Source organism: Actinoplanes sp. NBRC 101535 (assembly GCF_030269225.1).
GTDB classification, from domain to species: domain Bacteria; phylum Actinomycetota; class Actinomycetes; order Mycobacteriales; family Micromonosporaceae; genus Actinoplanes; species Actinoplanes rectilineatus.
Map to the genome: position 1 here is coordinate 190,259 of NZ_BSSY01000004.1, position 19,833 is coordinate 210,091.

The following is a 19,833-nucleotide window of genomic DNA, read 5'->3' on the forward strand; positions in this document are numbered from 1 at the left end:
ACGGGCCACGGCGTCTGACGCGTTACGGCCGGAGCGGCGGTTTCGCCGGGTCGAGCTGACCGTGCTCCTTGAGCAGCTGGTGCAGCGGTACCTCGCTCGGTGTGTGACCCCAGGCGTGGTCGCCGTCCCCGTCCGCGAGGCCGACGAGCTGGCGCTGCACCGGGGTGAGCGTGGCCGGATCAGCCGCGAGGGTCTCACGGCTGCGCACCCATCGGTAGGTGTAGGCGAAGAACACGCCCTTGCGGGTGATGGCGGAGTAGTTGTTCGACCGGGCGTGCCAGATCCGCCGGTCGAAGAAGACCGCATCGCCCGGGTCGGCGGTGACCTCGATCGTGCCCTCCGGGTTGGGCCATTCCATGTCGCGGCGCGGCGGTCCGGCGATCCAGTTGGTCCGGTGACTGCCCGGCACGACCTGGAAGTTGCCGCGGCCGGTCCGCGACACGTCGGAGAGCCAGTAGGCGACCTTCACGGAGAGTCGCGGCCGCGGGTCGGTCTCGATCTCCCGGTTCTGCCGGCCACCGTCCTGGTGCCACTCGAACCGGAACGGCTTCTTCTCGGTCAGCGGCGGATGCACGTCCAGGTGTGAGTGATACACGTGCACGTTCCAGCCGAGCATCGACCAGACCAGGCCGAACACCTTCGGGTGATCGAGCAGCGGCGCCAGGTCGGGGCAGCTCTCCACCGCGTTGAGCTGGTGCAGCGACCGGTCGGCGGCGAGCCCGCCGGTGGCCTGCCGCTCGGCGTACACCCGGTCGACGGCGGCCTCGTAGTGCGCGACCTCGTCCGGGGAGAGCACGCCGGGCACGACGAGGAACCCGTCCCGCTCGAAATCGGCACGCTGTTCGTCGGTCATCGCGACGCCCGGATGGTGCCGGGTCGAAGTGGGGGTGGTCACGGTGGTTCCTTTCCGGACGGAAGAAGAGCCGAGCACGCCCCAGTCAAGGCACCCTGATGTTGCGCCGCTGTATCGATAAATCGATACGCCGACGATATGGGCGAGCGGTGTCAGCTCTCGCGCACCGCGATGGCGGAGGCCGGGCAGAGCGCCGCAGCCGTACGCGACGACTCCCACGACCGCCGCGGCGGATGCGCCTCCAACAGTTCGACCACGCCGTCACTCTCCCGCTGATCGAACACATCGGGCGCCGCCAGAACGCACTGACCCGCGGAGATGCACCTGTTCTCGTCGACCTGCAGCCGCATGACGGACCTTCCGACGGTCGGGTTCCCGGAGATGACGCACCCCGAGGATGCCGACGCACCCGGCCGTCCACCAGACCGCGCCCTGGACACCGACGCGGCAAACCACGATCAAGAACACGATGGGGTACGCCGTGAGCACCCGTCCCGCAGCGCGCGGCGCCTCAGGCTCCTCGCCCGTTCACCCGTCCGTGCCCCCGTCCGTGGACCGGGTCAGGACTCGACCCAGCCGTGCCGGGTCGCCAGCTCGATCATCGCCCGGCGGACCTGCACGATCTGCGCGCCGGTCAACGTCGGCGCGTCGTGCAGCAGTTTCTCGGTGACCTTGGCGGTGAAGTCCTGCGCCAGCAGCACGTCGCACATGTCATCGTCGTCGTCCCCGGCACCCGGCGACCGGGCCACCGACGGCGTGACGATCCGCAGGACCGACGTCTTCAGGCCCCGCTCGCCGACCTCGGTCTCGTACTCCACCCGGGTGCCCGACCGCAGCCGGTTCTTCAACTCGCCGATGTCGTTGGCGTGCACGAAGATGTCCTCGCCGCCACTGTCCGGCGCGATGAACCCGTAGCCCCGCACCGCATCGAATCGCAACACCGTACCGCTGTCCACTGCCCGCACCTCACCCGCTGAACCGACACCCGCTGACCCGGCACCCCCCGAAACCCGCCGCCACCGGTGCCCACCGCCATGTTAGGCCTCCCTCGGTACGGTGCGGCACCGGTCCCGCGCCGTCCGGCCCCGTCCCGCGCCAGAGGCTCTGCCTGCGTGGTGACTTCGGGCGGCCAACGCGCCCAAAGTCACCACACCCCAAACCGTGTGGTGAATTCGGGCGGCCAACGCGCCCAAAGTCACCACACCCGACCTTGACCGTGGAAGGTGTCTAGCTCATCGGGAGCGTCAGCGCGGCCAGGACCGCCCGGTGATCGGAGTCCGTCACGTCGTGGACCTGCACCTCGTCGACGCCGATCCGCTCGTCCACCAGCACGTGGTCGATGGTCACCAGCCCGTCGAACCCGCCGCGGGACGGCCAGCTGGTGACCAGTCCCTCCCCCACCGCGTCGGCCGCGTCCCGGTATCCGGTGTCGATCAGGTCCCGCAGCACCGCGTGGTCGAGCGTCGCGTTGAAGTCGCCGAGCAGGATCCGCGGCTCGGCACCCTCGTCCGCGGACGGCTGAGCGCTGATGTCGGCACTCCACCCCGGGTACATGTGCGGGCCGGCGGGCGCCAGCGGGTGCACCGACTCGACGTGCACCGCCACCGCACCCGGCGCCTGGATCGTCGCGTACGCCTGCTGGAAACCCCCGCCGTTGCGGCGCGAGTCCTGTGTCAGCATCGGGTACCGCGAGTAGAGGCCGGACCCGCTCGCCTCGGGCTCCGCGGTGAGCTGCTGGTACGGCAGCAACGCGTCGATGCCGGCCGCCTTCAGGGCCGATTCCCCCCGCGGGGCGAACTCCTGCACGGCGAGGACGGCGACGTCGTTGTCGCGTACCAGAGCAAGGATCTCGTCCGGATCTGCCTGGCCGTAGAGCATGTTGATGGTCAGCACGCGCAGCGCGACCCCCTCGGACGGTCCCCGGTCGAGGTCGGGCAGCGCCCGCGGCAGCACACAGGCGGCCATCCCGAACGCCACCACACCGGCCACGATCGCCGCCGCCCACCGCCGGGCGACCAGCGCGGCCAGCAACGGCACCAAGGTCCAGGCCGCCACGAACGGGGTGGCCGCGAACAACGCGATCAGCAGGCCACGTTCGAGCCCGAAGACCCGGCCCACCAGCCAGAACGCCCCCGGCGCCAGCAGCAGCCAGAGGAACCCGGACAGGACGACACTGCGCCGGGCCGGGCGCTTCTCGGACGGCACGTCGGTAATCGTCATGGCGGCGAAGTTATCCGGGTGACCTAACAGAATCCTGAGACAGCGGCCCACGTCACACCGGCGCTCCCCCTTGACACGGTGCGGTTGGATAGATGCGGGTCGTTTCGCCTCGGAGAGTGGGGTGCGGTGAGTTCCTGGATACGCCGACGAGATCACAACATCTTCGTCAACGGGTTCGTCCTGATGATCTGCGGCCTGGTCACCGGCGTCGTGCTGGCGAGCGCGGTCTTCCCCTTCGCGGCCGTGTCCGGCCTCGCCCTGCGCGCCGGCGAGAAGACCTTCGCCGCGCTGCCCAGCCAGCTCAGAGCGTTCCAGGCACCCCAGATCACCCGGGTCTACGCCGCCGACGGCAAGACCCCGCTCACCCAGTTCTACGACGAGTTCCGCAGCGACATCCCGCTGAAGAGCATGTCCGCGTTCATGCCGGCCGCGATGGTCGCCGCCGAGGACCGCGAGTTCTACCATCACGCCGGCGTCGACCTCAAGGGTGTGGCGCGGGCCCTGGTCAACAACAACCAGGGCGGCCAGAAGCAGGGCGCGTCGACGATCACCATGCAGTGGGTGCGGATGTCGCTGTCGTACTCCGCGACCAGCCCGAACGAGGTGGTCGCCGCCACCCAGGACACCCCGCGGCGCAAGTTCACCGAGATGAAGTACGCCCTCGAGGTGGAGAAACAGATCGGCAAGGACCAGATCCTCGAGCACTATCTGAACATCGTCCCGTTCGGCAAGCAGACCTACGGGATCTACGCGGCCAGCAAGGTCTACTTCAACAAGCTGCCGAAGGACCTCACCCTCGGGGAGGCGGCCATGCTCGCCGGCATCGTCCGGGCCCCCACCGGGTACGACCCGACCACCCCCGACGGCTACGAGCAGATCCGGCAGCGCCGCAACGCCTACGTCATCCCCGGCATGCTGGAGATGGGCGTGATCACCCAGGCGCAGGCCGACGCCGCGATCAAGGAGCCGATCCCCCGCAAGGTGCGGCCGGTCAGCAACGGCTGCGTGTCGGTCTCCAAGAACAACTGGGGTTTCTTCTGCGACTACTTCTACCGGTGGTGGATGGGCCGGGAGGAGTTCGGCGCGACACCGTACGACCGGGAACGGCAGCTCAAGAGCGGCGGCTACCGGATCACCACCACACTCGACGTGAAAGCCCAGGGCAAGGCCCGGCAGCGGATCGCCGACCGGATCTCCGAGAAGAACCAGAACGCGCTGCTGCTCGCCGCCGTCCAGCCCGGCACCGGCAAGGTGCGGGTGCTCGCCGCGAACCGCAAATTCAAACTCGACGACCCGGACGACCCGCAGAACCGGATCTCCTCCGATCCGGCGAAAGCGCGCAAGAAGATCCGCGGGTCGTACCCGAACACCACGAACCCGCTGCTCTCCGGCGGCGGCGACATCACCGGCTACCAGGCCGGCTCGGTCATGAAGATCTTCACCCTGATCGCGGCGCTCGAGCAGAAACTGCCGCTCGCGTACACGATAAAAGCGGAGAAGGTCTACAAGTCGAAATACATCATCGACCGGGGCAACGACGCGGCCTGCTCGGGCACCCATTTCTGGTGCCCGACCAACTCCGGCGGTGGCGGCGAAGGCGTCTACAACATGTGGACCGGTTTCGGAAGCTCTATCAACACCTATTTCGTCCCCCTCGAGGAACGCGTCGGCGCGGAGAACGCCGTCGACGTGGCGAAACGTTTCGGCATCCAGTTCCGAGCCACCGATGACGCGAAACTAGCCTCCCCCGGATACGCCCACCAGTGGGGCGCCTTCACCCTGGGCGTCTCCGGCACCACCCCGCTGGACATGGCGAACGCCTACGCCACCCTGGCCGCCGACGGAAAATACTGCACACCCACCCCGATCGAACGGATCGTCACGCTCTCCGGCGACGACCTGGACGTCGGCCGCTCCCACTGCACCCGGGCGACCTCGGCCGACGTGGCCCGCGCCGCCGTCGACGCGGCCCGCTGCCCGGTCGGCGACTCCGCCCAGCTGGGCAGCTGCGCCGGCGCCACAGCCCGCGACACCCGCGGCGTGGTCGGCCACCCGGTCTTCGGCAAGACCGGCACCACCGACCGCGACAAGACGGCGTCCCTGGTCGCCGGCACCACCTCGATGGTCGTAGCCGGATATCTGGTGAACCCGGACTACCAGAACCACAAGGACCGCCTCCAGCACGACCAGGTGAACCCGGCCGTCTACCACACCCTCGCCGACATGATGAAAGGCAAGGAGAAAGTCAACTTCAAAAGACCGGAGAATCGCAAGATCGCGTACGGGGAAAGGCGCTCGATCCCGAACGTCGAATGCGACCCCCTGAGCAGCGCCACCCGAACCCTGGAACGCGAAGGCTTCAGCGTGAGCATCGGCCGCACGGTCGACTCGTCCTGCCCCGCCGGAACCGCGGCGGGCACCGAACCGGACGGCCGCACGGTCAAGAACGGCGTCGTCACCATCGAGGTGAGCAACGGCCGCACCACCACGTCGGAGTTCCCCACCGGAAACGCGTCACCGACCCCCACCCGAACCCGCATCCGCTGACCAGGCCAGTCCCGCAGACACACGGCGAACACCGGATCCGGCCGAACACCGGAGCCGGCCCGCTCCCCATGCTGCGTGGCGGCGCGAACGACGTCGGCGGCATCGGGGTCTCCCCAGGGTTTCGTCAAGCATCGAGGTGGGCCGGCCGGCCGTGCCCGGATCCTGCCGTGCCCGGAATCCGGCCGTGCCCCGGGCTCGCAGCCCCGAGTACTGCTCGGCCGTCGCCTTCTCAACGGCTGGATACGTTTCGTGGTCAGCGCCCGTGTGGTGACTTGGGGCGCCCAGCACGGCCATAGTCACCACGCCCCACGGCAGGCGTGGTGACTTCGGACGCCCAGCACGGCCGTAATCACCACGCCCCACGACAGGTGTGATGACTTCGGGCGCTGAGCACGGCCGTAATCACCACACCTCATCACGAGCGTGGCGAACTTCGGGTGCACAGCGCCTGGCACCGGCTTCAGCCGTGAGCGACGGCTCAGGGGCACCCAGCCGTCGCCCGCGGTCGTTTTCAGCTCCCGGGCGGACCGTGAGCGACGGCCGCGTCGCCTGAGCCGTTGACCACGGCTACCCGGAAGGCGAAACTCAGCCACCAACGACGGCCCGAGTGCACCCGGCCGTCGCCCAGGGTCCCTTTCGACTCGCGGGCGGACCGTGAGCGACGGCCGGGTTGGCCGTCATGCCACTCAACTCACGGTGATCATGACGACGGGTCCGAGAAGGCCGCGGACTACCGAGCTACACCAGCGCACGAAGCGACCAGAGGTCCCGCTTGGCGAGCGCGATTGGCAGCCGGCACAAATCCCCAGGCCAAAGTCGTGATCAATTTGGGCTGATACGGGAGATCCAGACGTCGTCGAGGCGGGCACGGGCGCGGACGAGAGCCGGGCAAGAGCGAGAGCGCGGGCAAGAGCCGGGCAAGAGCGAGAGCGCGGGCAAGAGCCGGGCGCGGACGAGAGCCGGGCGCGGACGAGAGCGCGGGCAAGAGCGAGAGCGCGGGCGCGGGCGCGAGTGGCGTTGGTGGCGGTCAGCCGGCGGCCGGCGCAACGCCTCGTGCACCTCGTCGGCCAGGTTCGCCATCCCGCGTTGCCGGCTGCCGTGCCGTAGGGCGGCTTCTTCGAGGGCGACCGCCGCGCCGCCTTCGGCTCCGACCCCACCGACCCCGACCCGACCCCGACCCCGACGGCTCGGCTTCGACCCCACCGGCCCCGACGGCTCCGGCTCCGACCCCACCGACGCCGACGGCTCCGGCTGTTTCTGTCGAACCGCCTCGCCGTCGGCGTTCGTCGTCGGTGCGGACCACGATCGGGGGGTTACATCTGTCAACGAGGCATCAGCCTAGCCATCCAGAGGATGACGCAAATGCCCCGTACATCGCTCTCCGCAGTGAATTAGGAAACTTCTCGGCATCGAGACTAGTCATATGTCTGGTGATCCATACGGCAACCATGTGTCGACAATGGCCGGACGGCGGATCGGCACCGCCAGAAGGCAAAAGATTCTCGATGTCCTGCGCGGCGGGACCGTCGGGCGGGCACTGGAAGTGGCGGCCGTTCACTCGTCAGGGCCGCAGACGATGACACGTGGCATCCCGGTGGCCCGCTCCTACAGTCGGGCGTATGAAGCAAAACGGATTTAGCCTGCTGGGCGCCCATGAGATTCGGATCCGGCTCGGTGGAATCAGCCGGCAACGGGTTTATCAATTGACGAGCAGGCAGGATTTCCCGGCGCCGATCGCGGACCTCGCGCAGGGCAAGGTGTGGCTCAACGAGGAGGTGGAGGCCTGGATCAGCGCCCGTCGCGGTTCGCCCGACACCGAGAGCTGAATCGTCATTCCCCGGCACCAGGCATCCAGTCTGGCGCGCGCGACCGTTGAAACGATTAATCGGCGTCCGCGGCCGCCACGGTCTCACGGATCTCGGACGTCAGCAGGTGTTCCGCGTCGAGACCCATGTTCGCGAAGGCACCGGCGATCTCCAGCGAGACCAGCCCGTGCATCCGGTACCACAATTGCACGCCGAGCCTCAGCGCCCGCGGTGTCACTCCCGCCGGCACGTCGATGGCCTCGCTCCAGCGTTGTAGTTCGCTGTCGAGCGGATCGTTGCCCCCGACGGAGTCCGTCATCTCGCTCAGAACCGCGAGCAGTGCCTGCATTCCCCGGTTGAAGGCGACCACTCCGTCGGCCGGATCGGGTGTGCCCGGGGCCCGGTCGCCGAAGAGCATCGCGTAGCGGCGCGGGTGTTCGAGCGCCCAGCGCCGGTATTCCCGCACGAGCCGGTCCAGTCTTTTCTCCGGGCTGCCACCGACGGTGGCCTTCTCCACGACCAGACCCAGATCGGTGTACGCCGCGGCGACCAGCGCGTCGACCACCGCGTCCCGTGACGCGTGGTACCGGTACAGCGACGGTGGTGTCATTCCCATCGCCTTGCCGAGTGCCGCGATGGTCACCGCGCTCACGCCGCCGTCGTCGACGAGGGCGAAGCCGCACTCCTTGATCTCCTCGAGGGTGCGGGCCCGCAGGCGTTCGCGCCGTGGCCCTTCGCCGTCAGGGGTCTTCACCATGTCCGAACAGTATCGCATTGCTCAAACACCGATCCGTAGTTAAAGTTACGGCTCATAACTCGAGTGAAGAGGAGTAGTCGTGACTGGGATCAAGGACCGGATCGGGCGCGGACTGATGGGCCTGGACGCGGTGTTCACCGTGGTCGCCGTCGTGAACGGCATCTCGCTGATGGCCGGCGCCGGCGACGACACGATCATCGTGGAGAGCTGGCGCACGTTCGGATTCGTCGTCTTCGTCGGACTGTGGGCCCTCATCGCCCTCTGGCCGCGGCGCGTCCCCGGCGTCTGGGAGCTGATCCTGTTCCACAAGACCGCGATCACCGTGCTGGCCATCGTGGTCAGCGACACCGCCTTCGGCGCGACCGAGACCGCCGCCATCGACGGCTGGCTGGTCGTCTCCACCGCGGTCGCCTACATCCTGTGCCGCGGCTGGGAGGCCTGGCACCCGTTCACCCGGGACTCCGCCGCCGCCGCGCCCCGCCCCACCTCGGCCTGACCTGGCGCGGGCTCACCTCGTACCGTCGAAGATGCTCGCGCTGACCAGCCCGGACGTGGTCGTCAGCGCGGCACCGGCGCAGAGGCCCACGGACGATATGCCCTGATCTGATTCAATGGCCGCCATGAATCAGATCGCAGCATTCCGGGCGGCCGCCGCCGAGCAGGGCGCCACCCCGGCCGAGATCGACACTTGGCTGGCCACGACCCGGATCTGCCTCGAACTCACCACCGCGGGCACCGGCCCGGTCGCCGGTCAGATCGGCGGCCACCCGATCATGCCCGACGACCAGCCGTGGCCGCAGGGCCCCACCGGCGAGGATCTGCCGCTGCTGGCCGCGATCGACTGCGCCGCATTGCCGCGCGACACCGACGCCGGCAATCTGCTGCCCGCCGACGGGCGCCTGCTCTTCTTCATGAACTACGACGAGTACTACTTCGACGGCGGTGAGGGCTTCACCGAACAGGACTACTTCCGTGTCCTGCACGTCCCGTCCGGCGGCCGCGAACACCGCGGCGAGCAGAGCCACGACCGGGTCGATCTCTTCGCCACGGTACGCCTGACCTGCGGCGACAACGATTACCGCACCGACGGCGACGACTCGCACCCGCTGACCCGCCTGGCGTTGGAATTCTGGCCCGCAGCCGGTCAGCCCGGCCCCGACCGCCTGCGCATCGGCGGGCACGGCGACGTCGCCCACAACAGTCCCGAGACGACGGTCGTCGACGTCCTGGCCGAGCGGGGCGAGGTGCGGCGGCACGAGAACTGGGAGGAGTTCAGCAGGCTGCACGACCAGGTCATGCGGGACTGGATCCCGCTGGCCCAGTTCGGCCTGCCCGGCGAGGACGACGAGTTCACCAACGCCCGCTTCATGATCCGCCGAGCCGACCTGGCCGAGCCCCGCTTCGACCGCGTCATCTCCAGCACCGAATTCGGCGGCTGATGCCCGCTCGGGTTCAGACCGCGGCCTCAGAACCATCGTTCTGTGACTCGGCGCGCCCGCGGCCGTCCGGGCGTGGCGGCGCCCGGACGTGCGGCGAGGGTCAGCGGACCTGTTTGGCGCTGAACTGCATGCGCGGCGCGGCGTAGAACTCCTGGGCCGCGACCAGCTGGAGTTCGCGTTCGCCGGAGCGGAACGTCAACTCGATCAGGTCGAAGACGCTGGAGGCGGTGCGTTCGAGGGCCACCGCCGCGCTGCCGGTCTCCACGTAGTGGGCGGTGAACAGGGCGGCCGTCACGTCGCCGGAGCCGTTCGCCTTGAACGGCAGGTGCGGGGTGCTCACCAGCCAGGCGCCGGTGCCGTCCACCACCAGCATCTCGATCACGCCCTCCTCGCGGTCCGGGCGTTCGACGCTGGTGACCAGCACCGTCGACGGGCCCATGTCGCGGGCCAGGTCGGCCGAGACGAGGGTGGACTCGATGCTCGCCGGTTCGGTGCCGGTCAGGAAACCCAGCTCGAACTGGTTGGGGGTGATGATGTCGGCGACCGGCACCACCTTGTCACGCAGGAGCACCGGGATCTCCGGCGCCACGAAACAGCCGGATTTGGCGTTGCCCATGACCGGGTCGCAGGCGTACACCGCGCTGGGGTTGGCAGCCTTGACCCGGCGGACCGCGTCGACGATGACGTCGGCGATGCCCGCACCGCCCTGATAGCCGGACAGCACCGCGTCGACCTGCGGAAACACGCCGCGCTCCTCGACACCGAGGAGGATCTCCGCCACGTCGGGCGGCGCGATCAGCGGCCCGCGCCAGGCGCCGTAGCCCGTGTGGTTGGAGAAGTTCACCGTGGGGATCGGGACGACCTCGACACCGATGCGCTGCAACGGGAACACGGCCGCCGAGTTGCCGACGTGGCCGTGGGCGACGACCGACTGGATGGACAGAACCTTCATCACCCCAGCCTAGAGACCCGCCTCCGGGTTACCGGCATCAGGAACTGCCGATCCGCGCGGCCGGCTCCGGGGCGGCCGACGAGCCGCGCCATTCGGCGATCTGATCGAGCAGCAGTTCCAGCGGTTCGCTGCTGGGATGACCGTCACCGGTCAGCCTGGTGATCGCCTCCTCGACGTGGTCGGCGAGCTCGACCTGCATGTCGACCTCCCAGGGCACGCCGACCAGCACCTCCGGTTCCCGGCCGTCACCCACACCGACGGAGAGCGCGGTCACGTCCCCCGACCGGTACGCGTGGATCACCTCTGTCCCGTTCCGCGGGTAGAAGCCGATCCACTCGTCGCCGTCGCCCCGGCGCCAGCCCATGTGTTCCCCGGTGAACACGAGATGGTTCGTCGTGTCGTTCATGGCTTCGACGCTAATCGCCGGGGCGGCCGTTCGACTCGAAAATCGCAGGTCAGGTACACGATCTATGCCCGCAGCGAGGATCCGCCCCGGGCCCAGGCGTCCAGCACCGTCCGCGCCCACGCGTTGTCGACGGCGAGGGCGCACCGGGCACCCCACAGCACCTGGCCGGCGAGTTCCGGTTCGTCGGCCGCGAACGCACCGCACAGGTCGTGGGCGGCGATCTGTTCGTGGACCGCGTCCGCCTCGACGTGCTCGTCGTAGAACGCGGTCGCCGACGTGTCGCCGCCGAGCCGGCGCAGGCCGTTGGCGTAGGCGCGGTTCGGCAGCGAGGACGTCATCTCGTACGCGGCGAGGTGCCCCAGGATCGCCCCGCGCCGGGACCGGTGCAGCCCGAAGTAGGACATCAGGTTGTTGACGGCCAGGGTGGCCGCCGGAACCCGGTCGACGTGGGCGCCGTATGTCAGGTCCAGGTCGAACCAGGCCATCGTCCGCTTGAACAGTTCCTGGTGCATGCGGTCGGTGACGGCTCCGCCGTACTCGTCGATCTGGATCTCCAGCAGCGCGGCCTTGACGCGCCCACCCAGCCGGGGGATCGCCCAGCTGTGCGGGTCCGCCTCGCGCAGGTGATAGACCGAGCGGTGCGTGACGAACTCGCGGAACTGCTCGCGGGTCGCCCGGCCGCGCAGATATCCGGAGAGCGCCGGACCGTCGTCGGCGGCCACGATCGCCGTCAGTTCCTGAGGGACCGTCGCCGGGTCGGCCGGGCGCACCTCGCCGACCAGGTCGTGCAGCTGGCCCGCGTAGCGCCGCTCCAGGTCGGCACGCAGTTCCAGCAGGCCGGGATCCCACTCCCAGCCGTCGTCGACGCCGTCCCAGCCCCGATAGGCCAGTTCGTAGCAGACGAACAGCGACAGCTGCAGATCCTCGTCGTCATCCGGCACGAGGCGCCCGTCCGGCACGAGGTGGGCGAGGTGCGACGCGCCGCCGCCGAGGGTCTCGATCAGGGCACTGGACAGGGAACCTCGAGGTGGCGGCAGTTTCATGCCGGGCGGATGCCCGTTTGTAAAGCTGCGAAACGGAAACCTCAAGACCATGACTTCGACCATCACACCGTACGAGGACGGCCCGCTGATCGTCCGCGGCGACTTCCTTCTGTGTACGCCGGACGGCGCGACGATCGACCCGGGACGCGACACGGTGGCCCTGTGCCGATGCGGAAAGTCCGCCGTCAAGCCGTTCTGTGACGGCACTCACAAGACGTTCCGCTTCAAGGCCGGCACCGGACGGGACACCGCCGCGGCCCGTACCCGCGAAGACGCGTGAGCGACGCCGTCAGATCGCGCTGAGATCGACCTCGACCGGGAACGGCATCGCGGTCTTCACGACGCCGGCGAAGAATTCGCCGTCACGGTAGCGTCCGGCCGCCGGGTCGAGAACGGAGGTGTAGACGAGCGGCGCGCCGGTGACGGCCTGCTCGACGCGCCAGTAGAACGGGATGCCGGCCTTCGCATACTGATCGGTCTTGACGACCCGGTCGGTCGTCTCCGACCCGGGCGAGACCACCTCCACCACCAGCAGCACGTGCTCAGGCCGCGTCGGGGTGACGTCGATGCTGTCCGCCCGGTACACCGTCACGTCGGGGCGGCGATTGTTCAACGGCACGTCGTGCAGCCGGACGTCGAAGTCGGTGTCCGCGTTCCAGTCCGGTCCCGCGGCGGCGTCCAGGGCGTTCGCCAGCAGCCGGGCCAGGCGGTTGTGCCGCTTGGACGCGCTCGGACTCACAAGGACCATCCCGTCAACGATCTCGATGCCCGCACTCTGCTCGTCGGTCCAGGCGTCGTACTGCTCGGCGGTGACCTGCTGATGCATCCAGGCCGGCGCGACCATCTCGGCAGTCATACACACCTCCTGAGACAGCACCGAATACTCGCCCAGGATACCGGGGCGGCTTGCTCACGACATCGGGCGCTGCGGCGCGTACCCCGGAAAGAGCGTGATCGGAACGCTCACCGGGACCGGCGGGACATGTAGCATCCTCGCTTTCGTCGCGAGAGGTGTGCACATGAGCCGGGTTCTGATCACTGGTGGCGCGTCCGGCCTGGGCGCCGCCCTGACCCGGCTGCTCACCGCCCGCGGCGACCGGGTGCTGGTCACCGACCTGGCCGAGGAGCACGAGGTGCCGGACGGCGCGGTCTACCAGCGGCTGGACGTGACGTCCGGCGACGACTGGGACGCGGCGCGCAAGCGGGTCACCGAGGAGTTCGGCGGGCTGGACCTGCTGGTCAACAATGCCGGGGTGGCCGCCGCGGGGCGTATCGAGAAGCTGAACGAGGCGCACTGGCGGCGGGTGCTGGACATCAACGTGCTCGGCGCGGTCACCGGCTGCCGCACCTTCACCCCGCTGCTGAAGAAGCAGGAGAGCGGGCACATCGTCACCATCGCCTCGCTGGCCGGGCTGGCCCATCCGGCGGCGATGAGCTCCTACAACGTGAGCAAGGCGGCGGTCGTCGCCCTCGCCGAGAGCCTGCGCCACGAGCTCGGGCCGTGGCACATCGACGTCAGCGTGGTCTGCCCGTCGTTCTTCCGCAGCGACCTCGCCGCGTCGCTGGGCGGCGGCGACGTCGCGATGGAACGCATCGCCGGGGCGATCATCGCGCGGGCGCCGCTGAGCGCCGACGAGATGGCCGTGCGGGTGCTGGCCGGCATCGACAGCCGCAAGCCGCTGATCCTGCCGGACGGCCCGGCGCGCAAGGCGTTCTGGACGAAGCGCCTGGCCCGCCGGGTCTACGACCGGCAGATGATGGCGGGCGGTGCCCGCCTGCGCAAACGCTGACTCAGCAGGACAGGTTGGCTCCGGGGCTGACGCCCAGGATGCCGGCGAACCGGTTGTACGCGTCGATCCGGCTCTGCACCTGGGCCGGGTTGCCGCCGTTGCACTCGAGCGAGCCGTTGATGCTGCGGATCGTCTCGCCGAAGCCGCGGCTGTTGACCATGGCCTCGTGCGGGGTCATGGTGCCCGGTCCACGCTGGGTCATCCAGTACCAGACCGCGGTCTGGTAGGCGACCGACGTTTCGTTCTTGACCCGGTCCGGGTTGTTGAGCAGGTCGATGCCGAGCGCGTCACCGGCCGCCTTGTAGTTGAAGTTCCAGCTCAGCTGGATCGGCCCGCGACCGTGGTACGCGCTCTGCCCGGCCGGGCAGCCGTAGGACTGGTTGCGGTCGCAGTACAGCGGCCAGTTCGCCTGGTTGAGTTCCTCGACGTAGACCAGGCCGCCGGACTCGTGGTTGACGTTGGCGAGGAAGGCCGCGGCCTCCTGCTTGCGGATCGTGTCGCTGCCGGTGGTGGTGAACGCCGGGAATTTGGTGATCGCGTCGAGCAGCCCCGCGTAGGAGTAGAAGGCGATCCGGTTCGGGAACATCTGGTTGAACTGGGCTTCACTGACCGGGAAGCCGGTGCCACTGGGCGGCGGGGTCGTGGTGCCACCTCCGGTGCAGGTGTAGGGCGACCAGTACCAGGTGCTGATGACCGGATCGTAGCCCGGGTTCTCGTGGCTGGCCTGGTAGTAGAGCCCGTTGGTGTAGCGGACGATCGCGCCGGCCGCGTAGTACTGGCCGGCCACCCAGTTCGGGTGGTTGCAGGTGGGCGTGGGCGTGGTCGGGGTGCTGCCGCCGCCGCAGGCGCCGTTGTCGGCCCACACGCCGGACCCGCCGGTGCTGGGCGCCTCGCCCTGGGTCCACCACTTGGCGGTCCAGTTGTGCCCGTTGTAGGAGGCCCGGTTGTTCGCGGTGTAGACGGTCGCGCTGCTGTAGGCGGTCACGCACGCCTCGGCAGCGCTGGAGGCGGTGGTGGGCAGGACGACGGCGGCGAGGGCGGCGAGCGCCACGCTCACCACGGCCAGCATTCTTTTCACGGGCATGAGGCACCTTCCGTACGCCGAGGGACGTATCGGTGTGAGGGGGACGAGCGGTACATCGACTCAACTAGATGCCTCACGGCGCCGTCAAGGTTTTAGTTAATAAACTTCATAGATTGTTCGCTGCGGCAGGGCGGCCCCGAGGAAGCCGGGGCCTCCAGGACGAAACGAGCACCCGTACGCCGCCGGGCCGGGCCCGGCGGCGCAGGAGAAAGCGCGGTCAGCCGGCCGGGTTCCAGCCGTCCGAGCCGGCCAGGTACTTCTGCGGGGTGTAGTTCGCCGCCTCCGCGTCGGTCAGCTGGCGCCGGTTGCTGTTGGTGGTGGCGCCGGCGCCGGTGTTCTTGTACTCGTAGAAGCGGGCGTTCTTCCACGAGTTGCCGGACATGTCGGTCCAGGGCTGGGCCACCCTGATCGTCGAGCTCAGGTTCGACTCGCGGTAGGTGACCTGCGCGGACGCACCCCACGGCCGGCCCAGGTAGGTAAGGTCGGCGGGGACTCCGGTGATCGTCGACTTGTAGATCAGGAAGCCGTAGGGGGAGCTCGCCTCGGTGTTCGCCGCGGTGATGTAGCCGCCGGTGCTGCGCTTCTCGTGGATCGTGCAGGCGTAGAAGACCGCCGCGCCGTTGCCGTAGATGAAGTCCACGGTTCCTTCGATGTAAGAACTCCAGATGTACGCCCGCGCCTTGTTGTAGATCAGCAGGGTGTCCTGGTCGGCGATCACCCGGACGTTGCCGAGCCGGGCCCGGTCGCCGTAGAGGGCCAGCGCGAGGGCCTGTGACGACCCGTTGGCGGCCTCGTCGTAGTCGTTGCTGAACGTCAGGTTCTTGGCGTAGAACTCCTTCGACTGCACGTAGACGGTGGCCGACCCGGTGGTGCCGGCCGTCGACGCGGGCTTGTTGTTGACGATCACGGTGGCCGCGGCGGTGGAGCCGAGACCCTCCAGCGTGATCCACGGTTTGTCGGCCGGGATGACCACGCTCTCCCGGTAGGTGCCCGCCTTGATGGTGATCGTGGCCCGGCTGGAGTTGCCGGACGGGACCGCGTTGACGGCGGCCTGGACGGTGCGATAAGTGGCCGTCCCGTCGGAGGCGACGGTCAGGGTGATGGCGGCCGCGGACGGTGCGGCCGTGACGCCGAGAACGGCGACGGGTGCGGCCACCAGGGCCGCCATGCTGAGGACGATGCGTCGTGATCGCACGGATCCATCCTTCGGTGGGGGCGAAAGGATCGTATGGGAGCGTTCCCAGTGAACCCCCATTCATAGATATCTGTCAATTGAAAGGGTGTCGGGTAGCCGCCCCGGACTGAGCCGCGTCAGCGGCTCCGGGCCCCGTCGCGCTGCTGCCAGATGCCGTTCGACGACGTCGGCGTTGGTCAGCCCCGACTGATCAAGTCCATCACCTCCGCCTCACGGGGAGACAACGTCAGGTGCCGGGCCGTGGATGGTTCCGCTGCTTCTGGGGTACGCCCGGAGCGCCCGTGCGGCACCAGCGCGCACCGGTAGCGGGCCGTGGTCGGCTCCCGGTGCGCGGTGTGCGGCCCGGCCAAGCTGTTCAGGGCGTGCGACAGCGCGTTGCCCGGCACGCCGCCACGCGGGGCGATCAGCACGTCGACGACAGGCAGCCCGTCGATCTGCACATCCAGGCCGGCGCTGGCGAACTCGTGCCGGATGCGGGCCAGGACCGGCTCCCGGCAGCTCCAGCCTCGCGCTCACGTCGCCGTGTGACTACGCCGGGTTCTTCATGACTCGAGATTGAGGGTCGAACACCGACAGGCCGTTTTCACCTGCCACGCGCTCGACAACCCTCGCAACCTCATCGCTGCGGGACCAGGATATCGACAGCAGGACGCATTCGGCGTTGGAATAGACACCAGAAGCCCAAGGGGGCGAGGCGCCATTGCCATTCTCAGGATAGAGGAGCAGAAGCGCCTCCAGAAAAGCTGAAATGGCGGGACTGCGGACGACGACCCCCTCATCTCCGTCCGTCAACCGATCGTAAACAGAGTAGGCCGCGTCACTTTCCAGCGGATCCGGCTGGTACCAGACAGCCAAGTCGAAGCTCACAACATCTACGCCCTTACCATTCTCATCCGATTTTGCCGAACCGTCGTGCTTCTGCAGTTCCTGGAACGGCAGTGACCAGACTCATGGGCAACCTCACCACGTCCGCCACTCCGCCGCCGGGATGCGGCTCGCGCCGATGTCCCCGCAGCGGTCTGCCCACTCCCGGCAGACGAAGACCGGGCGGCTCAGCACCACGTCGCCGACCCGCTGAGCACGGATCACCAAACCCAGGTCCGCGGAGGAGGGATCCGACCTCTGCGAGAACACGACCACCTGCCCGGCCGCCTCGAGATGATCAGCGAACTCCTCCTCGACCTCGGACGGAACCCGGCCGACCAAGGCGATACCGGCCAGGCTGACCTGCGGACCCTCACGAGCATCCACAGCAACGCAGGCCAATCCACCGCCCTCGTCGTAGTAACAGGACAGGAAATAGCCGGCCAACGTCAAACGCCTGCCTGCCGGAACAAACGCGTGGAAATCCTCGGACGAACTGGCCGCCAGAGCAAGACCACGTAAGGCGTCCTCCACGTCGAGTCGGCTCGCCCCGAACCGCAACGGCCCCACCGAACGGAACGGAACCAGCTCCCAACTCTGACGCTCGCCACCACCGAGCGCCTCGCACCGCACGGGCACGCCTACCTCACTCAAGGTTCTCTGGCGTTCTCACGACTGGTCAAACCACAACGGGCACTGTACGGTCGCCGGCCCGCCCACCGCGGTGCGACGCCGTCATCACCGCACAGCGCAGCCGCTCATCGGCGTCGGCGCCGTCACCGGCGACAAGCTGCCCGATCTGGTGGTCCGGACCGGCACCGCGTTCTGGCTACTGTCCGGGTACGCCGACGCGACCTTCCGGACTGCGGCGAAGATGGGCGAGAACGCCGTTCGGGCGAACTCGGAGATCGTCAACATCGCCGACGTGGAGCTGCATAGCACGCCCGACATGACGTTGCGCGAAGGCCGCGATCACTACGGCGAGCTGGGCGACGTGAAGGCGATCGCCTGACCGATATCGGCTGCCTTCCCCGCATCAAGGTGGGGAGGACAGCCGGTGGATCTGGTGACCGAGACCGCCTCCTCGACCGCGGCGGGTTCAGCTCCGGGTGAGGTGCCGGCTCAGGAACTGTGCCGCCCGGGTCAGGGCCGCGTCGGCTTCCTCCATGGCCTCGTAGTGCATCGGGAAGACGTGTGGGACCTGGCCGACGATCTCCAGGGTCACGTCGACCTCGGCCGCGCCCGCCCGGCCCGCGAAGCCGACCGCGTCGTCGAGCATCACCTCGTTCGAGCCGACCTGGATCAGCAGCGGCGGCAGGGCCTGCAGTTGTGCGAAGTGCGGGCTGACCAACGGTGACCGCGGATCCTGATCGCCGAGGTAGGCGGCCCGGACCGGTTCCAGGAAGCCGGAGCCGAAGACCGGGTCGGCGCCGTCCTTCGTCTGTACCGATGCGCCGCTGCCGGTGAAGTCGGTCAGCGGGGAGAAGACGGCCGCCGCCGCGGGCATCGGCAGGCCCGCCTCGCGGGCGCCGAGAAGCGTGACCAGGGCGAGGTTGCCGCCCGCCGAGTCACCCGCGATGACGATCCGCTCGGCCGGAACTCCCTGCTCGAGCAGTTCCCGGTACGCGGCGAGGCAGTCGTCGACGGCTGCGGGGTAGGGGTGTTCGGGTGCGAGCCGGTAGTCCAGCGAGACCATCGCTGCTCCGGCACGGCGCGTCAACTGCGCTGTGAAACCGGCGTACCCGTCCGGGGACCCCATGACGAAAGCGCCGCCGTGCAGGTACAGGATCGTCGCCTGCTCGTCCGTCACGTCGCCGGGAACGATCGACAGGGCGGGCCGCCCGCCGAGGACCGTAGGCTCGATTTTCACATCGTCCGGCACGTCACGGGCCATGAAAGTGTCGTACCCGGCACGCCGCTCCGCCATCGGCAGGTCGTCGGGGGTGGGCGGAAGACTGCGAAGCATCCTGTCGACGGCTTCACGCTGCTGCTGGGACATGGTGGTGTTCTCCTCGAAGTGAAGGGCTCAGACGTCCGCGCCGCCGGTGACGGGCAGGACGGCGCCGGTGATGAAGGAGGCACGGTCGCTGAGCAGCCACGCGGCCGCCTCGGCGATCTCCTCCGGGCGGGCGGCCCGGCGCAGCGGGATCTGCCCGGTGACCGCGGCGGTGATTCCGGGCTGCTGCCCCTCCCAGCCGGCTGTCATGTCGGTGGCGGTGAATCCCACGGCGATGGCGTTGACGCGGATCCCGTCGGGGCCGAAGCTGACGGCCGCGCTCTCGGTGAGGCTGTTCAGGGCGCGCTTGGCGGCGCTGTACACCGGGGTCAGGTGGTACTGGCGCAGGCTCGCGATGCTGCTGGTTCCGACGATCGCCCCGCCACCGGCAGCGCGCATGACCCGCGCCTGGGCTGCCATCGCGACCCAGACCCCCTTGAGGTTGACGCGCATGATCTCGTCGAATTCGTCCTCGGTACGGTCGGCGAGGTCGGTGGTGCGTTCGAAGATCCCGCCGTTGTTGAAAGCGCCGTCCATGCCACCGAGACGCTCGGCGGCACCGGCGACGGCGTCCTGCACCGAGCGCGGGTCGGCCAGGTCAGCGGCGAACGTGCAGGCGGTGCCACCGGCCGCGCCGATCTCGTCGGCGACGACGGCAAGCGCCCCGGCGTCGCGGGCCGTGAGGGCGACAGCCGCACCTTCGCGGGCGAACAGCCGGGCCGCCGCCGCGCCGATACCGCGGCTGGCACCGACGATGAGGATCTTCTTCCCGGCAAGCAATGAACCGGCAGGCAATGAACCGGCAGGCAATGAACCGGCAGGCAATGAACCGGCAGGCAATGAACCGGCAGGCAATGAGTTGGTCACGCCTCCACCATCCGG

General features: G+C 68.9%; 23 protein-coding genes. 7 read left to right on the forward strand and 16 right to left on the reverse strand.

The features are described from left to right. Positions 1 to 22: 22 nt before the first annotated feature. From QSK32_RS12870 to QSK32_RS12885, 4 genes are all read right to left on the reverse strand, one after another. Complete coding sequence (locus QSK32_RS12870) at positions 23 to 895, reverse strand: phytanoyl-CoA dioxygenase family protein (protein ID WP_285472003.1); 873 nt, start codon at positions 893 to 895, stop codon at positions 23 to 25. Positions 896 to 1,005: 110 nt separating this feature from the next. Continuing rightward, a complete protein-coding gene (locus QSK32_RS12875; RefSeq protein ID WP_285472004.1) occupies positions 1,006 to 1,203 on the reverse strand; it encodes a ferredoxin in 198 nt (65 codons plus the stop codon). Positions 1,204 to 1,413: 210 nt separating this feature from the next. Next, positions 1,414 to 1,809, reverse strand: a complete 396-nt coding sequence (locus QSK32_RS12880; RefSeq protein ID WP_045739861.1) for a cold-shock protein — start codon at positions 1,807 to 1,809, stop codon at positions 1,414 to 1,416. Between the two features lie 271 nt (positions 1,810 to 2,080). Further along, a complete protein-coding gene (locus QSK32_RS12885; protein ID WP_285472005.1) occupies positions 2,081 to 3,073 on the reverse strand; it encodes an endonuclease/exonuclease/phosphatase family protein in 993 nt (330 codons plus the stop codon). 126 nt (positions 3,074 to 3,199) lie between these two features. Between QSK32_RS12885 and QSK32_RS12890 the strand changes: the two genes are divergently transcribed. Both QSK32_RS12890 and QSK32_RS12895 read left to right on the forward strand, forming a co-directional pair. After that, positions 3,200 to 5,620, forward strand: a complete 2,421-nt coding sequence (locus QSK32_RS12890) for a penicillin-binding protein (protein WP_285472006.1) — start codon at positions 3,200 to 3,202, stop codon at positions 5,618 to 5,620. Between the two features lie 1,619 nt (positions 5,621 to 7,239). After that, positions 7,240 to 7,446 (forward strand): helix-turn-helix transcriptional regulator, encoded by a 207-nt coding sequence (locus QSK32_RS12895; protein ID WP_045739858.1) that lies wholly within the window; start codon positions 7,240 to 7,242, stop codon positions 7,444 to 7,446. A 55-nt stretch (positions 7,447 to 7,501) separates the two neighbouring features. Here the strand turns inward: QSK32_RS12895 and QSK32_RS12900 are convergent, their stop codons facing one another. After that, positions 7,502 to 8,182, reverse strand: coding sequence for a TetR/AcrR family transcriptional regulator (locus QSK32_RS12900; protein ID WP_285472007.1), 681 nt, complete (start codon positions 8,180 to 8,182; stop codon positions 7,502 to 7,504). A gap of 79 nt (positions 8,183 to 8,261) precedes the next feature. Between QSK32_RS12900 and QSK32_RS12905 the strand changes: the two genes are divergently transcribed. Beyond that, positions 8,262 to 8,678 carry a hypothetical protein gene (locus QSK32_RS12905; protein ID WP_045739856.1) on the forward strand — a complete coding sequence of 139 codons (417 nt, stop codon included), beginning with the start codon at positions 8,262 to 8,264 and terminating at the stop codon, positions 8,676 to 8,678. Positions 8,679 to 8,802: 124 nt separating this feature from the next. Continuing rightward, positions 8,803 to 9,621, forward strand: a complete 819-nt coding sequence (locus tag QSK32_RS12910) for a DUF1963 domain-containing protein (RefSeq protein ID WP_285472008.1) — start codon at positions 8,803 to 8,805, stop codon at positions 9,619 to 9,621. Between the two features lie 100 nt (positions 9,622 to 9,721). Here QSK32_RS12910 and pdxY read toward each other — a convergent pair whose 3' ends face one another. The 3 genes from pdxY to QSK32_RS12925 form a co-directional block, all read right to left on the reverse strand. Then, a complete protein-coding gene (pdxY, locus tag QSK32_RS12915) occupies positions 9,722 to 10,573 on the reverse strand; it encodes a pyridoxal kinase PdxY (RefSeq protein WP_045739969.1) in 852 nt (283 codons plus the stop codon). A gap of 37 nt (positions 10,574 to 10,610) precedes the next feature. Next, positions 10,611 to 10,979 (reverse strand): hypothetical protein, encoded by a 369-nt coding sequence (locus tag QSK32_RS12920; protein WP_045739854.1) that lies wholly within the window; start codon positions 10,977 to 10,979, stop codon positions 10,611 to 10,613. Between the two features lie 62 nt (positions 10,980 to 11,041). Then, entirely contained in the window at positions 11,042 to 12,022 is a 981-nt protein-coding gene (locus QSK32_RS12925; RefSeq protein WP_285472009.1) for an iron-containing redox enzyme family protein, read from the reverse strand. Between the two features lie 49 nt (positions 12,023 to 12,071). On the opposite strand from QSK32_RS12925, the gene QSK32_RS12930 reads away from it, so the two are divergent. Further along, positions 12,072 to 12,302, forward strand: a complete 231-nt coding sequence (locus QSK32_RS12930) for a CDGSH iron-sulfur domain-containing protein (RefSeq protein ID WP_045739852.1) — start codon at positions 12,072 to 12,074, stop codon at positions 12,300 to 12,302. Positions 12,303 to 12,311: 9 nt separating this feature from the next. Here the strand turns inward: QSK32_RS12930 and QSK32_RS12935 are convergent, their stop codons facing one another. Next, complete coding sequence (locus tag QSK32_RS12935) at positions 12,312 to 12,878, reverse strand: Uma2 family endonuclease (protein WP_285472010.1); 567 nt, start codon at positions 12,876 to 12,878, stop codon at positions 12,312 to 12,314. A 163-nt stretch (positions 12,879 to 13,041) separates the two neighbouring features. Between QSK32_RS12935 and QSK32_RS12940 the strand changes: the two genes are divergently transcribed. Then, positions 13,042 to 13,812, forward strand: a complete 771-nt coding sequence (locus tag QSK32_RS12940; protein WP_045739850.1) for an SDR family NAD(P)-dependent oxidoreductase — start codon at positions 13,042 to 13,044, stop codon at positions 13,810 to 13,812. A gap of 1 nt (position 13,813) precedes the next feature. Here QSK32_RS12940 and QSK32_RS12945 read toward each other — a convergent pair whose 3' ends face one another. The 5 genes from QSK32_RS12945 to QSK32_RS12965 all read right to left on the reverse strand — a co-directional run bounded on the left by QSK32_RS12945 (position 13,814) and on the right by QSK32_RS12965 (position 17,594). Next, a complete protein-coding gene (locus QSK32_RS12945; RefSeq protein ID WP_211275253.1) occupies positions 13,814 to 14,896 on the reverse strand; it encodes a glycoside hydrolase family 19 protein in 1,083 nt (360 codons plus the stop codon). Positions 14,897 to 15,113: 217 nt separating this feature from the next. Continuing rightward, on the reverse strand, positions 15,114 to 16,091 hold the full coding sequence (locus tag QSK32_RS12950) for a pectinesterase family protein (protein ID WP_245673779.1): 978 nt from the start codon (positions 16,089 to 16,091) through the stop codon (positions 15,114 to 15,116). A 176-nt stretch (positions 16,092 to 16,267) separates the two neighbouring features. Next, positions 16,268 to 16,531, reverse strand: coding sequence for a hypothetical protein (locus tag QSK32_RS12955; RefSeq protein WP_045739848.1), 264 nt, complete (start codon positions 16,529 to 16,531; stop codon positions 16,268 to 16,270). 88 nt (positions 16,532 to 16,619) lie between these two features. Further along, positions 16,620 to 16,958 (reverse strand): hypothetical protein, encoded by a 339-nt coding sequence (locus QSK32_RS12960; RefSeq protein ID WP_285472011.1) that lies wholly within the window; start codon positions 16,956 to 16,958, stop codon positions 16,620 to 16,622. Positions 16,959 to 17,051: 93 nt separating this feature from the next. After that, positions 17,052 to 17,594: a hypothetical protein gene (locus QSK32_RS12965; protein WP_211275252.1), complete on the reverse strand. Its 543-nt coding sequence runs from the start codon at positions 17,592 to 17,594 to the stop codon at positions 17,052 to 17,054. A gap of 85 nt (positions 17,595 to 17,679) precedes the next feature. On the opposite strand from QSK32_RS12965, the gene QSK32_RS12970 reads away from it, so the two are divergent. Next, the gene (locus QSK32_RS12970; protein WP_045739847.1) at positions 17,680 to 17,967 is read left to right on the forward strand and encodes a hypothetical protein; all 288 of its coding nucleotides are present in this window, start codon (positions 17,680 to 17,682) and stop codon (positions 17,965 to 17,967) included. Positions 17,968 to 18,054: 87 nt separating this feature from the next. Here QSK32_RS12970 and QSK32_RS12975 read toward each other — a convergent pair whose 3' ends face one another. Continuing rightward, positions 18,055 to 18,954, reverse strand: coding sequence for an alpha/beta hydrolase (locus QSK32_RS12975; RefSeq protein WP_045739846.1), 900 nt, complete (start codon positions 18,952 to 18,954; stop codon positions 18,055 to 18,057). Between the two features lie 27 nt (positions 18,955 to 18,981). Then, positions 18,982 to 19,731, reverse strand: a complete 750-nt coding sequence (locus tag QSK32_RS12980) for an SDR family NAD(P)-dependent oxidoreductase (protein ID WP_285472012.1) — start codon at positions 19,729 to 19,731, stop codon at positions 18,982 to 18,984. Positions 19,732 to 19,833: the final 102 nt, after the last annotated feature.